The organism is Caulobacter sp. 73W (genome assembly GCF_041021955.1).
GTDB lineage: Bacteria > Pseudomonadota > Alphaproteobacteria > Caulobacterales > Caulobacteraceae > Caulobacter.
Genome location: NZ_CP158375.1, coordinates 229,158 through 243,671, shown reverse-complemented (window position 1 = coordinate 243,671; position 14,514 = coordinate 229,158). Strand labels below are relative to the sequence as shown.

The 14,514-nt window shown below is 67.6% G+C and carries 14 protein-coding genes; 7 read left to right on the top strand and 7 right to left on the bottom strand.

All coding sequences use genetic code 11. The features are described from left to right. The first annotated feature begins 116 nt into the window (after window positions 1-116). The 3 genes from ABOZ73_RS01150 to prfB all read left to right on the top strand — a co-directional run bounded on the left by ABOZ73_RS01150 (window position 117) and on the right by prfB (window position 4,941). Window positions 117-1,316 carry an N-acetylmuramoyl-L-alanine amidase gene (locus tag ABOZ73_RS01150; RefSeq protein WP_369060032.1) on the top strand — a complete coding sequence of 400 codons (1,200 nt, stop codon included), beginning with the start codon at window positions 117-119 and terminating at the stop codon, window positions 1,314-1,316. Window positions 1,317-1,418: 102 nt separating this feature from the next. Beyond that, window positions 1,419-3,773: a penicillin-binding protein 1A gene (locus tag ABOZ73_RS01145; RefSeq protein WP_369060031.1), complete on the top strand. Its 2,355-nt coding sequence runs from the start codon at window positions 1,419-1,421 to the stop codon at window positions 3,771-3,773. A 46-nt stretch (window positions 3,774-3,819) separates the two neighbouring features. Then, window positions 3,820-4,941, top strand: coding sequence for a peptide chain release factor 2 (gene prfB / locus ABOZ73_RS01140; RefSeq protein WP_369060029.1), 1,122 nt, complete (start codon window positions 3,820-3,822; stop codon window positions 4,939-4,941). A 36-nt stretch (window positions 4,942-4,977) separates the two neighbouring features. On the opposite strand, the gene ABOZ73_RS01135 is transcribed toward prfB, so the two are convergent. The 4 genes from ABOZ73_RS01135 to tyrS form a co-directional block, all read right to left on the bottom strand. Further along, entirely contained in the window at window positions 4,978-5,436 is a 459-nt protein-coding gene (locus ABOZ73_RS01135) for a polymer-forming cytoskeletal protein (RefSeq protein ID WP_369060028.1), read from the bottom strand. Continuing rightward, window positions 5,414-6,565: a peptidoglycan DD-metalloendopeptidase family protein gene (locus ABOZ73_RS01130; RefSeq protein WP_369060026.1), complete on the bottom strand. Its 1,152-nt coding sequence runs from the start codon at window positions 6,563-6,565 to the stop codon at window positions 5,414-5,416. Before ABOZ73_RS01130 ends, ABOZ73_RS01135 begins: the two co-directional genes overlap by 23 nt. 168 nt (window positions 6,566-6,733) lie before the next feature. Then, window positions 6,734-7,198: a peroxiredoxin gene (locus ABOZ73_RS01125; RefSeq protein WP_369060024.1), complete on the bottom strand. Its 465-nt coding sequence runs from the start codon at window positions 7,196-7,198 to the stop codon at window positions 6,734-6,736. 23 nt (window positions 7,199-7,221) lie between these two features. Further along, window positions 7,222-8,550 carry a tyrosine--tRNA ligase gene (gene tyrS / locus ABOZ73_RS01120; RefSeq protein WP_369060023.1) on the bottom strand — a complete coding sequence of 443 codons (1,329 nt, stop codon included), beginning with the start codon at window positions 8,548-8,550 and terminating at the stop codon, window positions 7,222-7,224. Window positions 8,551-8,734: 184 nt separating this feature from the next. Here tyrS and ABOZ73_RS01115 point away from each other — a divergent pair, with 184 nt between their 5' ends. Then, entirely contained in the window at window positions 8,735-9,847 is a 1,113-nt protein-coding gene (locus tag ABOZ73_RS01115) for an anhydro-N-acetylmuramic acid kinase (RefSeq protein WP_369060021.1), read from the top strand. A gap of 109 nt (window positions 9,848-9,956) precedes the next feature. Continuing rightward, window positions 9,957-10,553 carry an SH3 domain-containing protein gene (locus ABOZ73_RS01110; protein ID WP_369060020.1) on the top strand — a complete coding sequence of 199 codons (597 nt, stop codon included), beginning with the start codon at window positions 9,957-9,959 and terminating at the stop codon, window positions 10,551-10,553. Window positions 10,554-10,643: 90 nt separating this feature from the next. Here the strand turns inward: ABOZ73_RS01110 and ABOZ73_RS01105 are convergent, their stop codons facing one another. Continuing rightward, the gene (locus ABOZ73_RS01105) at window positions 10,644-12,968 is read right to left on the bottom strand and encodes an ATP-dependent helicase (protein WP_369060018.1); all 2,325 of its coding nucleotides are present in this window, start codon (window positions 12,966-12,968) and stop codon (window positions 10,644-10,646) included. Between the two features lie 121 nt (window positions 12,969-13,089). Here ABOZ73_RS01105 and ABOZ73_RS01100 point away from each other — a divergent pair, with 121 nt between their 5' ends. After that, the gene (locus tag ABOZ73_RS01100; protein ID WP_369060016.1) at window positions 13,090-13,293 is read left to right on the top strand and encodes a hypothetical protein; all 204 of its coding nucleotides are present in this window, start codon (window positions 13,090-13,092) and stop codon (window positions 13,291-13,293) included. Here ABOZ73_RS01100 and ABOZ73_RS01095 read toward each other — a convergent pair. Further along, window positions 13,271-13,492, bottom strand: a complete 222-nt coding sequence (locus tag ABOZ73_RS01095; protein ID WP_369060014.1) for a ribbon-helix-helix domain-containing protein — start codon at window positions 13,490-13,492, stop codon at window positions 13,271-13,273. The two genes, ABOZ73_RS01100 and ABOZ73_RS01095, sit on opposite strands and share 23 nt — an antisense overlap. 72 nt (window positions 13,493-13,564) lie before the next feature. On the opposite strand from ABOZ73_RS01095, the gene ABOZ73_RS01090 reads away from it, so the two are divergent. Next, window positions 13,565-14,338, top strand: a complete 774-nt coding sequence (locus ABOZ73_RS01090; protein ID WP_369060012.1) for a Coq4 family protein — start codon at window positions 13,565-13,567, stop codon at window positions 14,336-14,338. Here ABOZ73_RS01090 and ABOZ73_RS01085 read toward each other — a convergent pair. Further along, complete coding sequence (locus ABOZ73_RS01085) at window positions 14,335-14,514, bottom strand: DUF4169 family protein (RefSeq protein ID WP_369060010.1); 180 nt, start codon at window positions 14,512-14,514, stop codon at window positions 14,335-14,337. The genes ABOZ73_RS01090 and ABOZ73_RS01085 overlap by 4 nt on opposite strands.

The window sequence follows — 14,514 nt, the reverse complement described above, 5'->3', positions numbered from 1 at the left end:
TCGGGCCGAAAAAGGAAAGCGTCGCGATGTGTGCGGCGTCTTAACCACTTGCTCACCATGATCTGTCCAGATGACAGGATCTGCGCCAAGGCGGTGTGTTTTCGGGGCTCTGGTTGATGGGCGCGAGGGTTAAGGGTTCTGGGATCAAGTGGACGGCGCTGGCGCTGTCGGCGGCGCTCGCCGCTGGCGCGGCCGCGGTGGCGTTCGCCCAGGGGCCTGAATCCGCCGGCCTGACCAAGGTGCAATTCGGCGGGGACCGCTTTGAAACCCGCGTCGTGCTGGAGCTCGACAAGGAAACCAGCGCCAAGCTTCTGGCCGACGGGGCCGTGGACCGCCGTGTGGTCCTGGCCATGCCGCGCACGACCGTCACGGGCGACCTTCAGGGCGCCGGCTATGGCTTGGTGAAGGCCTGGGTGGTCGAGGAAGCCGCCGGCGGCGCGCGCCTGAGCCTGGACCTGCGCCAGGACGCGGAGGTTCGCCGCCGCTTCCTGCTGCCGCCGTCCGACGGAGCGACCAACTATCGCTATGTGATCGACCTGCGGGCCAAGGGCGCGCCGGAAGCGCCGAAGGCGGCCGAGACCAAGGCCGCCCTGGCGACCACGCCGATCTCCACCGTCGCCCCGCCGCCGCTGCGCCTGAAGAAGGTCGTGGTGATCGACGCTGGGCACGGCGGCAACGATCCGGGCACCATCGGCGCGCATCATAAAGAGAAGGACATTGTCCTGCCGGCCGCCCTGGCGCTGAAGGCGCGCCTGGAGCGCAGCGGCAAGTACAAGGTGCTGATGACGCGCGACACGGACGTCTATGTCCCGCGCGAAGGCCGGGTGCAGATCGCCCGCCGCGCCGACGCCGACCTGTTCATCTCGCTGCACGCCGACGCCGGCCCCAATCCCACGACCCAGGGCGCCAGCGTCTATACCTTGTCTGAAAAGGGCCAGGCGCGTGTCGCCGAAGTCTCCAGCAAGAACGACTGGTTCATGAACGCCAGCCTGTCGGGCGGCGACAAGGCCGTCAGCCAGATCCTGCTCGACCTGACCCAGCGCACCACCAAGAACCGCTCGGCCCTGTTCGCCGAGACCCTGCTGGAGAAGGTCGGCGCGGAAGTGCCGCTGCTGCGCCGCAGCCACCGGGACGCTGGCTTCGTCGTCCTGCTGGCGCCGGACGTGCCGGCCGTGCTGTTCGAGATGGGTTTCATGACCAATCCCGACGACGAGGCGCGCCTGGCCGATCCGGCGGCTCGCAACCGCGTGGCCGCCGCCATCGGGGACGCCATCGACGCCTACTTTGCTCAGCAGACGCGGCTCGCCGCCCGGTAAATCACCTTCAGCGGTCGATGCGGCCACACGCCCGTTGGCGCCCTGCGCGGAGCACGATAGAGGACGGTCTGCGGGACAGTTTTCCGCGGAGGTCAGTCGAGCTTGAAACCGCTGCAAAAGTGGGCCGCGATCGCCGGTTTGACGGCGCTCAGCGTCATCGCCTTGGCGGGCTTCGCTGTGGCTGTGTATGCCGCCTGGCTTTTCCATGACATGCCGGACGCCGGTGATCTGCAGGACTATCGTCCGCCGACCGCCACGCGCGTCTATGCCTGGGACGGCACGCTGATCGGCGAGTTCTCGCGCGAGCGGCGCATCTTCGTGCGCTACGACCAGATTCCGCCACACCTGATCTATGCCTTCCTGGCCGCCGAGGATCGCAACTTCTTTGAGCACGGCGGCGTCGACGTGGGCGGCCTGTCGCGGGCGATGATCAAGAATGTCGGCAACGCCGTGGGCGGTCGTCGCCTGGAAGGCGGCTCGACCATCACCCAGCAGGTGGCCAAGAACGTCCTGCTGACGTCCGACCGGACGGTAGGCCGCAAGCTGAAGGAGGCGATCCTCGCCCAGCGGCTCGAGAACAGCCTGACCAAGCAGCAGATCCTCGAGCTGTATCTGAACGAGATCTGGCTCGGCTACCGCTCGTATGGCGTGGCCGTGGCCGCCTACAACTACTTCGGCAAGGCGATCAACGACCTGACCATCGCCGAGGCCGCCTATCTGGCCGCCGTGCCCAAGGGGCCGGACAATTATCACCCGATCCGCAACAAGGCCCGGGCCGTCCAGCGCCGCAACTGGGTCCTGGGCCAGATGGCCGAGGCCGGCTGGATCACCCGCGCCCAGGCGCAGGCGGCGATGAAGGAGGACCTGAAGGTCCAGCCCGCGCCGACCCGCGCCCAGTATCGCGATGCCGACTATTTCGTGGAGGAGGTGCGCCGCCGCGCTCTCGACACCCTGGGACCGCGCCTGAACGAGGGCGGCTACTACATGCGGACCACTCTGGACCCGCGCCTGCAGACCGCCGCCCGCGAGGCCTTGATGGAAGGGCTGGAGCGCTATGACCGCCGTCACGGCTGGCGCGGCGCGTGGGGCCAGGTCGAGGTGGCCGAGGGCTGGGAGAAGGCCGCCCTGAAGAAGAGCCCGCCGTCGGAGCGTCGCGCCTGGCAGGCTGCGTTGGTCGACAGCGTGTCTGGCGGCTCGGTGCGCGTGCGGCCGGCCAAGGACGGCGCGCCAGGCCTGCTGGCGTCCGAGGACGTGGCCTGGGCCCGGGCGGGGAAGGGCCTTTCGGCCGGGGACCTGGTGTTCGTCGAGCCCGCCCAGAACGGCGGCTATCGCCTGAAGCAGGTGCCGATCGTCAATGGCGCCCTGGTGGCGATGGAGCCCCATACCGGCCGCGTGCTGGCCATGGTGGGCGGCTATTCGTTCTCGTTGTCGAAGTTCAACCGTGCGACGCAGGCCAAGCGCCAGCCGGGCTCGTCGTTCAAGCCGTTTGTCTACGCTACCGCGCTTGAGAACGGCTACACCCCCGCCAGCACCGTGGCCGACGCCCAGATCAGTCTGGTCGGGGCCAAGGAGGGCGAGGTCTGGAGCCCCGAGAACTACAACCACGAATATTACGGCTCGCTGCCGCTGCGCCGGGGCCTGGAGCTGTCGCGCAACACCATGACCGTGCGCCTGGCGCAGGGCGTGGGCATGCGCAAGATCTCAGACATGGCGGTCCGCGCGGGCGTGACCGACAAGATGGCGCCAGTGCTGGCCATGGCCCTGGGGGCCGGGGAGACCACCCCGTTCCGCCTGACCGCCGCCTATGCGCCCTTCGTCAACGGCGGCCGCAAGGTCGAACCGCATCTGATCGAGCTGGTCCAGGACCGCGAAGGCAAAACCCTGCTGCGGGCCGACAAGCGCGAGTGCCCCAAGTGCGACGCCGGCTTCAACGGCGAGGAAAGCCCGCGCCTGCCGATCACCGGCCAGCAGGTGATGGACCCCATCACCGCCTATCAGATCACCTCGATGCTGGAAGGTGTGGTTCAGCGCGGCACCGCCACCCAGGTCCGCGTCCTGGGCCGTCCGGTGGCGGGCAAGACCGGCACCACCAACGAGTACCGCAGCGCCTGGTTCGTGGGTTACACACCGCAGGTGGTGGTCAGCGTCTTCGTCGGCTTCGACGACAACCGCTCGCTGGGCTCCAGCGAGACCGGCGGCGTGGCCAGCGTGCCGATCTTCATCGACTTCATGCAGGAAGCGATGAAGGGCGTGCCGCCGACCCCGTTCAAGGAGCCGAAGAACGCCAAGTTCGGCTATGTCCGCGGCATGCGTGAGGCGTTCCGTCCGGGCACCGAGCCCAAGCCGGTGACCACGCCGCTGATCCCCACGGGGCCGATCCCCTACGGCCAGATCGCCCCGACGGCTCCTGGACAGGCGCCGCCCAAGCGCGACCCGGACCTGAGCGGATTGTATTGACGGGCCGCGCACGCTATCTGCGCCGCTCGAATTCTAGGAGTGTCACATGAGACCGGATGTCCAGGCCGCCTCGGCCGACATCGAGCAGTCGATCGGGCTGCTGCGCCGGCGTCTCGACTGGGAGCCTGCGCTTCGCAAGCTCGATGAGCTGAACGCCCGGGTCGAGGACCCGACCCTGTGGGATCGCCCGTCCGAAGCCCAGGCCCTGAGCCGTGAGCGCGCCGCCCTGGCCGCCCGCGTCGAGGCCGTGCAAAGCCTTGAGCGCGAGCTGAAGGACGCGGTCGAATATGCCGAGCTGGCCGACATGGAGAGCGACGAGGCCTCCCTGGAGGACGCCCGCGCCCAGCTTCGCGGCCTGAAGGAGCGCGCCGCGCGCGCCGAGCTGGAAGCGCTGCTGTCCGGCGAGGCCGACGGCAACGACTGCTACCTGGAAGTCAATTCAGGTGCCGGCGGCACGGAGTCCAACGACTGGGCCGGCATGCTGCTGCGGATGTACACGCGCTGGGCCAACGCCCACGGCTACACCGTCGAGCTGATCGAGGAGACCAGCGGCGAACAGGCGGGCATCAAGTCGGCCACGCTCCAGATCAAGGGGCCGAACGCCTATGGCTGGATGAAGACCGAGGCCGGCGTGCACCGCCTGGTCCGCATCAGCCCCTATGACGCGGCCGCCAAGCGCCACACCAGCTTCGCCTCGGCCTGGGTCTATCCCGTGGTCGACGACACCATCGAGATCGAGATCAACCCGGCCGACGTGCGGACCGACACCTATCGCGCCAGCGGCGCCGGCGGTCAGCACATCAACAAGACGGACTCAGCCGTGCGTCTGACGCACATCCCGACCGGCGTGGCCGTGGCCTGTCAGGCCGGCCGCTCGCAGCACCAGAACCGCGAGGAGGCCTGGAAGATGCTGCGCGCCCGCCTGTACGAGCTGGAGCTGCAGAAGCGCGAAGCCGCCCAGCAGGCGCTGGAAGACCAGAAGACGGACATCGGCTGGGGCCACCAGATCCGCTCGTACGTCCTGCAGCCGTACCAGATGGTCAAGGACCTGCGGACCGAGGTCGAGACCTCGGACACCCAGGGGGTGCTGGACGGGGATCTGGACCAGTTCATGGGCGCGGCCCTGGCCCAGCGGGTCGGCGCCACCCGGGACGCGGTGGAAGGCTAGAAATGGAAAAGGCCCGCTTCGCAGCGGGCCTTTTGCTTACTCGGCGGCGGGAAGGGCGACGACGTCGGCTTCCGGCTGGGGCGCCGCGGCGGGCGCCGGGCGCTGGAGCTTGAGGCTTCGGCCCTGGAAGTAGGCGCCGATCTCCATCGACAGCTGCTCGTGGGTGACGTCGCCGTCCACATGGGCGGTGCTGAACAGGCGGACCTGCTTGGCGGTGATGGCGCCGGAGACGCGGCCGCGGACGTCCACCGTCTCGGCGGTGATGGCGCCCTGGACGTGGCCGGTCTCGCCGATGGTCAGGCGTTCGACCTTGACGTCGCCCTTGATCGTGCCGTCCAGGTGCAGATCGCCGCCGCCGGACAGGTTGCCCTTGATCGAGATGTCGGCGCCGATCAGCGAGGCGACCTTGGGGCCGCTGTTGCGGCGACCGCCGTCATGCACGGCTGGAAGGTTCTCGACGGACGCGCCGCCCTTAGCTGCTTGCTTGCTGAACATAATCGCCGGCCCTCACAAAGCGGTCTGGGTTCTGCGCCTTGCCGTTGACCCAGACCTCGTAATGCAGATGCGGGCCGGTGGAGCGGCCCGTGTTGCCCATGCCGCCGATCCGCTGGCCGACTCCGACCCGCTGGCCCGGACGCACGCCGATGGCGTTAAGGTGGGCGTAGCGGGTCTTGAAGCCGCCGCCATGGTCGATCTCGATGGTGTTGCCGTAGCCGGAGCGCACCCCGGTGAAGGACACGACGCCCGGCGCCGTGGCGCTGATCGGGGTGTTGACGCCGCCAGCGAAGTCCAGGCCCGAGTGCAGGGCGGGGCGGCGGGTGAAGGGATCGAAGCGCACGCCGAAGCCGCTGGTCTTCACGGCGAACGCCGGACGGCCCATGGGCAGTCGGTTGGCGGCGCTCGACAGGCTGCGCATGTCGGACATGTTGGACGACGCGCGCTGGATGCGCATGGCGAAGTCGGGCTCGACGTCGAGCACGGCGGCCAGGGCGCGGGGGTCTTTCGCCTCGATCAGCGGGCCGCCAAGCGAACCGCCGCGATTGACGTAGGATTCCGGGTTCAGGCCGGCGAGACGGAACGCGACACGCAGGCGCTCGGCCCGGGTCTTGGCGTACGTCTCGGCCGACTGGATGATGCGTTCCTGATCCATGCGGGTCGCGTTGATGCGCTCCACAGGATTGGCGTCGGCCAGGCGAGGGGCGGCGGGCTTGAGGGCCTCGACCGCGCCGGGCGCGCCCTTGAAGTCGCTGACAAGCATGGCGAGGGCCGCGTGACGGCGCTCGACCGAGGCGGCCAGGTCGTCGACCGAGCCGTTGACGGCGGAAAGCTGGGCGATGGCGCTGTTGAGACGGGCCTGGCGGTCCGCGTTCATCCGCTCGTTCTGCGCCTTGATGCGCATGACCTGCTGGTCAGCGGCGTTCAGCGACGAAGCGTTGATAAGCATCGCGACGGTCGAGACGCCCGTCCACAGGGCGAAGCCGGCGACGCCGCCGGCGATGACCATCTGCTTGACCGGCGTGAGGACGACGCCACGCATCTGGCCGCCGGAGCGGACATACAGATGCCTCTCCGGAAAAAGCTCATGGAGCGATCGCCACAGTCGCCTGAAGCGTGTCATGCCCACCCCGCACAATTACTCACAGCGGCCGGGATAAGGGCACAAACTTAAGAAGCGGTGCAAGAGGCGAAAAGCACACGCAGGCGCGGCAAAGATGCATCATTAATGGTTAATGACGCATGAAGCCGTTTTCGCGGTGTCTGATGCCTAATGCGGAGGCGGTCAGGCGGTTCCCTAAAGGGCGCGAGCGGCTTCCAGAACCTGGGCCGCGTGGCCCGAAACCTTCACCTTGCGCCAGATGTGGCGGATCACGCCTTCGCCGTCGATGACGAAGGTGGCGCGGTCGATGCCCATGTACTGGCGGCCGTAGAGGGTCTTCTCGATCCAGACGCCATAACTTTCGACCATGCCGCCCTCGGGATCGGCGCCCAGCTCGACCTTCAGGTCATGCTTGGCGCGGAACTTCCCGTGCTTCTTGGCGGTGTCCTTGGACACGCCGACCACGACCGCGCCGGCCTTGGCGAAGTCGTCGCGGGCGGCGGAGAAGTCGATCGCCTCGGTCGTGCAGCCGGGGGTGTCGTCCTTGGGATAGAAGTAGAGCACGACCGTCTTGCCCTTCAGCCCGGACAGGCTGACGCGGCCGGTGTCGGTCTCGAGATCGAAATCGGGGGCGCGGTCGCCGACGGACAGTTCGGTCATGCTCTTAAGCTCCTCCGTTGGTCTCAGACCGGCTTCACCAGGACGATCTTCTTCTTGCCGGCGGCCAGCTTGATGACGCCGTCGACCAGATCGGCCTGGGTCACCATCACATTGGCGTCGGAGATGGCCTGGTCGTTCATGCGAACGCCGCCGCCCTGGGCCAGTCGGCGAGCCTCGCCGCGCGAACCGGCGAGGCCGGCGTCGGTGAACAGGGCCGCCAGCTGGACGCCCTCCGCCAGGGTCGCGGCCGGCACCTCGAAGGTCGGCAGGTCGGCCGAGACGCTGCCCTGTTCGAACAGCTTCTGGGCCGCTTCACGAGCGGTCCTGGCGGCGTCCTCGCCGTGGGCCAAGCGGGTGGCTTCGTCGGCCAGGACCTTCTTGGCGTCGTTGATGGCGGCGCCGTCCAGGGCTTCCAGGCGAGCGACCTCGTCCAGCGGCAGGTCGGTGAACAGGCGCAGGAAGCGGCCAACGTCGGCGTCCTCGGTGTTGCGCCAGAACTGCCAGTAGTCATAGGGGCTCAGCTGTTCGGCGTTCAGCCACACGGCGCCAGCGGCGGTCTTGCCCATCTTGGCGCCCGAGGCGGTCGTCAGCAGGGGGGTGGTCAGGCCGAAGGCCGGCTTCTGGTCCACACGCCGGATCAGCTCCACCCCATTGAGGATGTTGCCCCACTGGTCCGAGCCGCCCATCTGCAACACGCACTGGCGAGTGCGCTGCAGTTCCAGGAAGTCGGTGGCCTGCATGAGCATGTAGTTGAACTCAAGGAAGGTCATCGGCTGTTCGCGTTCCAGCCGCAGCTTCACCGAGTCGAAGGCCAGCATGCGGTTGATCGTGAAGTGGACGCCGAAGTCCCGCAGGAACTGGATGTAGCCCAGCTTGGATAGCCACTCGTCGTTGTTGACGATCACCGCGTCGGTCGGGCCGTCGCCGAAGGTCAGGAACTTCGAGAACACCTGCTGGATGCCGTCGATATTGGCCTGGATCTGCGCGTCGGTGAGCAGGGGGCGCTGGGCGTCCTTGAAGGTGGGATCGCCCACCTTGGTCGTGCCGCCGCCCATGAGGACCACGGGCTTGTGGCCGGCCTGCTGAAGGCGGCGCAGCATCATGATCTGGATCAGGCTGCCCACGTGCAGGGAGGGCGCCGTGGCATCGAAGCCGATATAGGCCGTGATCGAGCCCTTGGCCGCCGCTTCGTCCAGTTCCTCCGGATGGGTGATCTGGTGGATGTAGCCCCGCGCCTGCAGCGTCTGCAGGAAGTTGGACTTGAACGCGGGATCGGCGGACATGGCGGTGCTCTCTTCAGTCTGGGTGCGCGCGTTTAGCACGGCTGCGGTGGGGATGGGGCTGGATTTCATGAGTCCGGTCTTGGTTTGAAGGCCGAAGACACGGGCTTTGAAGGAGTCATGCCGCCGGCTGTTGGGCGGCAGGCAAGATCGCTGGGCCGCTCGCTAGGTCTGCGAGCGGTAATAGAGGCCGGAAAGGGCGCGGCGGGCGATCATGGCGCTAGCTACCTTTGGCGGGGAATGGCAGTCAAGGCGTATGAAGGTTCTCGGATTCATGACGGGCACGTCCCTGGACGCCGTCGACATGGCGGTGCTGGAGACGGACGGCGAGGCGATCAGCGCCTTTGGACAGGCTGGCGAGCGCAAGCTGAGCGACGGCACGCGCGATCTGGTGCTGGCCGCCACGCACGACGCCTTGAAGTGGGAGCGCGGGACGCCGGAGCCGGTCAGCTTCGCCCCAGCGGCCAAGGCGGTGGCGGAGGAGCATTTCGACGCCGCGTCCAGTTTCCTGGAAGAACACGGCCTGAGCTGGAGCGAATTCGACCTGGTCGGCATGCACGGCCAGACGGTGCTGCACGAGCGCCCGACCGCCGAGCGGAGCGGCCGGACGGTTCAGCTGGGCGACGCCCAGGTCCTGGCCGACATGGCCGGCGTGGCGGTGGCCTTCGATTTTCGCACCGCCGATGTGGCGGCGGGCGGGGAGGGGGCGCCGCTGGCCCCGATCTATCACCTCGCGCGGGCCAGGGCGGGGGGGCTGGAGCCGCCGGTGGCGATCCTGAACATCGGCGGGGTGGCCAATGTCACCCTGATCGACGCCGACGGGACCATGCTGGGGTTCGACACCGGGCCGGGCAACGGGATGATCGACCTGCTGATGCAGGACCGTGGGGCGGGCCGGTTCGACGCGGGCGGCAAGTACGCCAGCGTTGGGGCGGTGGACCAGGCGGCGCTCAGCGCCATGCTGGCGCATCCGTATTTCGAGGCCGCGCCGCCCAAGAGCCTGGACCGTTACGACTTCTCGCTGGAGCCGGTGGCGGCCCTGCGGCTGGAGGATGCGGCCGCGACGCTGGTGGCGTTCACGGCGGCGGGGGTGGCCAAGGGCGTCGCCCATGCCGCCACGCGGCCCCGGGCGCTGATCGTCTGCGGCGGCGGACGGCACAATCCGGAGCTGATGAAGGCGCTGGAGGCGGCGCTGCCCATGCCGGTGAAGACGGCCGAGGACCTGGGCTGGCGCGGAGATTCCATCGAGGCCGAGGCCTTCGCCTTTCTGGCGGCGCGCACGGCCAAGGGCCTGCCGATCAGCTTCCCGGGCACCACGGGCGTGAAGGCGGCCATGACCGGCGGGCGGATCGTCAAGCCGCGCGCCTGAACGGCTCTTCATCAAGCTGAACCGAAGATAACGGCGGGCAACAGCAGCGTTCAGCTTGGGCGCTCTAGGGTCTCCTCACTGGCTGATCAAAACCAGAGGAGACCTGATCATGACCGCCAAGAAGACCAAGACCCTGGCCGCTGTGACGGCCGCCTCGATCGCCGCCATGCTGGCGACGACCGCCGCGCCGACCATGGCGAGCGCCCAGAACCTGAAGCCGGTGATCGGCTGCTCGGCTCCCGGCGGCAAGCAGGAAGGCGGCGCCCTGATCGGCGCGATCCTGGGCGGCGTACTGGGCAGCAACCTGGCCAAGAACGACCGCGGCACGGGTACCGTTATCGGCGCCGTCGGCGGCGCGGCGGCGGGCTCGGCCATCGGTTGCAAGATGCAGGAAAAGCGGACCGCCAACGAATACGGCGGCACTTACAAGAGCGGCGGCTACAAGCTGGCCTCTTACGTCCAGCCGGCGCGCTTCGACAGCCTGAACGAGATGTATGTGGCGACCTCGACCGTCAACGTCCGGGCCGCCCCGACCACCCGGGCCGCCAAGACCACCGCGCTGACGCGGGGCCAGACCTTCAAGGCCATGGCTGTGGCGGATCGGGGCGAGTGGATCCTGGTGGGGCGTGACGGCGTCGGGATCGGCTACGTCCATGCCGACTACGTGCGGCCGGCGAACGGCGGCTACCGGTATGCGAGCTACTAAACCGATCCATATGTACATATGGATGTAATGAGAGGGCCCGGACGGTACGCCGCCCGGGCCTTTTTATTTCAATCGTTTATCGGGAGAAGGTCACGCCTTCTCCACGAAGCTGTCGATGACCTTCTTCTCGCCGGCCTTGTCGAAGGCGACGGTGAGCTTGTTGCCCTCGACGCCCTTGATGGCGCCGTAACCGAATTTCACATGGAAGACCCGGTCGCCGCGCTTGTAGGCGCTATTCGAGGCCGACGGATCGGAGACGGCGACCAGCCGGCCGTCGCCCTCGATCACCGGACCTCGCGAACCGGAGCCCGAGCGGACGAAGCCGGCAGAGCGGTCCTGTGCCCGCTTCCATCCGGGAGAGGTGTAGCCGGAGTTGAAGCTCGGCTGCTCATCCCAGCGGCTGGCGGCCTGCTGCATGCCGGGACCGCCGCCGTAATAGCCGGTCTCCGACCCCGCATCGACATTGGCCAGGGGCAGTTCGTCGACGAAGCGGCTGGGCAGTTGGCTGGTCCAGCGGCCATAGACCTGACGGTTGGCGGCGAAGGAGATGCGGGCTTCCTCACGGGCGCGGGTGATGCCGACATAGGCCAGGCGCCGCTCTTCCTCGAGGCCCTTTTCGCCCTTCTCGTCCATGCTGCGCTGGGACGGGAAGACGCCTTCCTCCCAGCCGGGCAGGAAGACCAGGGGAAATTCCAGGCCCTTGGCCGAGTGCAGGGTCATGATCTGGACATTGTCGTCGCTGGAGCCGCGATCCAGGTCCATGACCAGCGAGACGTGCTCCAGATAGGCCTCCAAGGTGTCGAAGGCGGCCATGGACTGGACCAGTTCCTTCAGGTTCTCCAGCCGGGTCTGGCTCTGCGGGCCTTTGTCGGCGCGCAGCATGTCGGTGTAGCCGCTCTCTTCCAGCACCGTCTCCATGAGGCGGGCGTGGTCGAGGCTGTCCTTCATCGAGCGCCAGCGGTCGATGTCGCGGATGAAGTTGGCGAGCGAGGTGCGGGTCTTGGCGGCGATCTCGTCGGTCATGACGACGCCGCGCGAAGCCAGGGAAGCAGAGACGTTGTTGAGGCGAGCCACCTGCAGCAGCTTCTGCACCGTGGTGTCGCCGATGCCGCGCTTGGGGACGTTGACGATCCGCTCGAAGGCCAGGTCGTCGTCTTCGGAGTTGATCAGGCGCAGATAGGCGTGGGCGTCACGGATTTCGGCCCGCTCGAAGAAGCGGGGGCCGCCGATGACGGTGTAGGGGATCTGCAGCAGGACGAAGCGCTCTTCGAAGCTGCGCATCTGGAACGAGGCTCGCACGAGGATGGCGATGTCCTTGTACTTGCGGCCGCTCTTCTTCCAGCGCTCGATCTCGTCGGCCACGAGGCGGCTTTCGGCCTCGCCGTCCCAGACGCCGGCGACGCGAACCTTTTCGCCGTCATTGGCCTCGGTCCACAGCGTCTTGCCCAGGCGGCCCTTGTTGGCGGCGATCAGGCCCGAGGCGGCGGCCAGGATGTGGCTGGTCGAGCGGTAGTTGCGCTCAAGCTTGACCACCTTGGCGCCGGGGAAGTCCCGCTCGAAGCGCAGGATGTTGTCCACCTCGGCACCCCGCCAGCCATAGATCGACTGGTCGTCGTCGCCCACGCAGCAGACGTTCTGGCGCTTCTGGGCCAGCAGGCGCAGCCACAGGTACTGGGAGACGTTGGTGTCCTGGTACTCGTCCACCAGGATGTATTTGAAGCGCTGGTGGTAGTCCTCCAGCACATCGGCGTGGTTCATGAAGATCGTCAGGTTGTGCAGCAGCAGATCGCCGAAATCGCAGGCGTTCAGGGTGCGCAGCCGCTCCTGGTATAGGCGGTAGCAGGTCCCACCCTTGCCGTTGGCGAAGTGCTCGGACTCGCCGGGCGGCAGCTTGTCCGGCGTCCAGCCGCGGTTCTTCCAGTGATCGATCAGACCGGCGAGGGTCTTGGGCGTCCAGCGCTTGGGGTCGATGTTCTGGACCTCAAGCACCTGCTTGATGACCCGTTCCTGATCGTCGGTGTCGAGGATGGTGAAGTTCGACTTCAGGCCCACCAGTTCGGCATGGCGGCGCAAGATCTGGGCGGCGACCGAGTGGAAGGTGCCCAGCCAGCGCAGGTCGGCCGCCTGGCCGCCGATGATGTGGCCGATCCGCTCGCGCATCTCGCGGGCGGCCTTGTTGGTGAAGGTCACCGCCAGAAGTTCCCACGGGCGCGCCTTGCCGGTCGCCAGGATGTGGGCGAGGCGGGTGGTCAGGACCCGGGTCTTGCCGGTGCCGGCGCCCGCCAGGACCAGCACCGGGCCGTCGGTCGCCTCGACCGCGGCGCGCTGTTCGGGATTGAGGCCGTCCAGATACGAGCCCTGCGGCCCGTCGGCGCGGGCGAGGTCGGAGATTCGGACGGCGGGAAGTTCGGACACGGGGGAGGAAGCTCTCTGATTCAATAGAACATATGTAGCACAAACGGCGTCCGGCTTAAGGGGCGGGAACGCGTGGAGGCCGGGGCCGTTCACTTCCGTTGGAAGTGGGGGGAACGCGCTTATGGACAACCGACCGGAGCCGGAAAGCGAACGTCGCGGACAGGTGCCGCTGCTGCTGTGGGCGATGATCGGGGTGATCGTCGTCGGCGGGGTGGCGCTGTGGCTGGCCTTCGGGACGGAGAAGCGCTCGATTTCACAGACCACGACGATCCCGATGACCGAACCGCACAAGGCGCCGGAAGTTACGCGCCCCGTGCAGCGGTGAGGGCGCGGTTGAGGGCGAAGACCCGGCAAGCGGACGCCAGAGGGCGGTCGCCGCGTGATGCGTCAATCTGCAGCAGGAGCTTGGCCATACTCTCCTCCGCGTGGGCCGCTTCGTCCAAAATCGCCCAGAATTCAGGCTCCAGGGCCAGCGACGTAGCGTGACCGGACAGATTTATCGAGCGTTTGGAGAGACCGGCCAAGTTCGCCTCGACTTGAAAAAGAATGACGGGAGCGTCAGGTTCGCGCCGCCTGCGGAGACCCGTTCTATGGACATGACCGCCGACCTTGCAAGGCGACCGACCAGCCGGGCCACTCCAGGCAAGTTCGGGCTTCAGCCGATGCGCGCCTTTCAGGCCATGCGCCGGCTGATCGCTGACAAGGAAGACACCCAGCAGGTCTTCGAAATTATGCGGGCTCTGTCCGGCAAGACGATCCCCAAGGGCTACCGTCGCCTGCTGTCGACGCCGGGCGGCGGCTACATCGCCTATCAGCGCGAGGAATTCGCCGATCGGCTGTCGGATCCGGCGTGGCTGGCCAGTTTCGGACCCGGCACGGTGGGCGCGGCCTATCGCGACTTCATCGCCCCGCGCGGCCTGTCGGCCGAAGGACTGGCGGACGAAAGCCGCAAGGTGCCCGACAACGACGTCGACGCGGCCCATCCCTATGCGTGGTTTGGACGGCGAGTGCGCGACGTCCACGACGTCTGGCACGTGCTGACGGGCTACAGCACCGACGGCTTCGGCGAGGTTTGCGTCGTGGCCTTCTCGTACGGGCAGACCGACAACCTGGGCTTCGGCTTCATCTCCGCCGCCGGGGCGCGGGAATATATCAAGCTGGGCCTGGGCCATCCGTTCGGGCGCGCCGCGTGGCAGGCCTATCAGAACGGCCGCAGGGCGGCGTGGCTGGCGGGCGAGGACTATCACGCCCTGTTCGCCGAGAACCTGGACAGCGCGCGCCGGCGGCTGAACATTCCGTCCCCAGACCTCTATCTGGCGATCCCGGCGGAGGATCGTGACCGCCTCGGCAAGACGGACGTAGCCCACTAGTCCTTGTGGAGCTTGGCCTGATCCAGGGCGCGGTCGAGCTTTTTGGCGCGCGCTTTGTCCAGAGACTTGTCCGCCTTGGCGCGGCCGAAGCGGGCGCGGTTCTCGACCGCGGCCGCCTTACCGGCTTCCTTGGCCTTGGCCTTGCGGGCCTTGTTCAGGTTGATGACCTCGGCCAC

Bases quoted from the DNA above. Each gene is read 5' to 3' on its own strand.
- ABOZ73_RS01150 (WP_369060032.1), top strand. From the start codon at position 117: ATGGGCGCGAGGGTTAAGGGTTCTGGGATCAAGTGGACGGCGCTGGCG.
- prfB (WP_369060029.1), top strand. From the start codon at position 3,820: ATGAGACCGGATGTCCAGGCCGCCTCGGCCGACATCGAGCAGTCGATC.
- ABOZ73_RS01135 (WP_369060028.1), bottom strand. From the start codon at position 5,436: ATGTTCAGCAAGCAAGCAGCTAAGGGCGGCGCGTCCGTCGAGAACCTT.
- ABOZ73_RS01125 (WP_369060024.1), bottom strand. From the start codon at position 7,198: ATGACCGAACTGTCCGTCGGCGACCGCGCCCCCGATTTCGATCTCGAG.
- tyrS (WP_369060023.1), bottom strand. From the start codon at position 8,550: ATGAAATCCAGCCCCATCCCCACCGCAGCCGTGCTAAACGCGCGCACC.
- ABOZ73_RS01115 (WP_369060021.1), top strand. From the start codon at position 8,735: ATGAAGGTTCTCGGATTCATGACGGGCACGTCCCTGGACGCCGTCGAC.
- ABOZ73_RS01110 (WP_369060020.1), top strand. From the start codon at position 9,957: ATGACCGCCAAGAAGACCAAGACCCTGGCCGCTGTGACGGCCGCCTCG.
- ABOZ73_RS01100 (WP_369060016.1), top strand. From the start codon at position 13,090: ATGGACAACCGACCGGAGCCGGAAAGCGAACGTCGCGGACAGGTGCCG.
- ABOZ73_RS01090 (WP_369060012.1), top strand. From the start codon at position 13,565: ATGACCGCCGACCTTGCAAGGCGACCGACCAGCCGGGCCACTCCAGGC.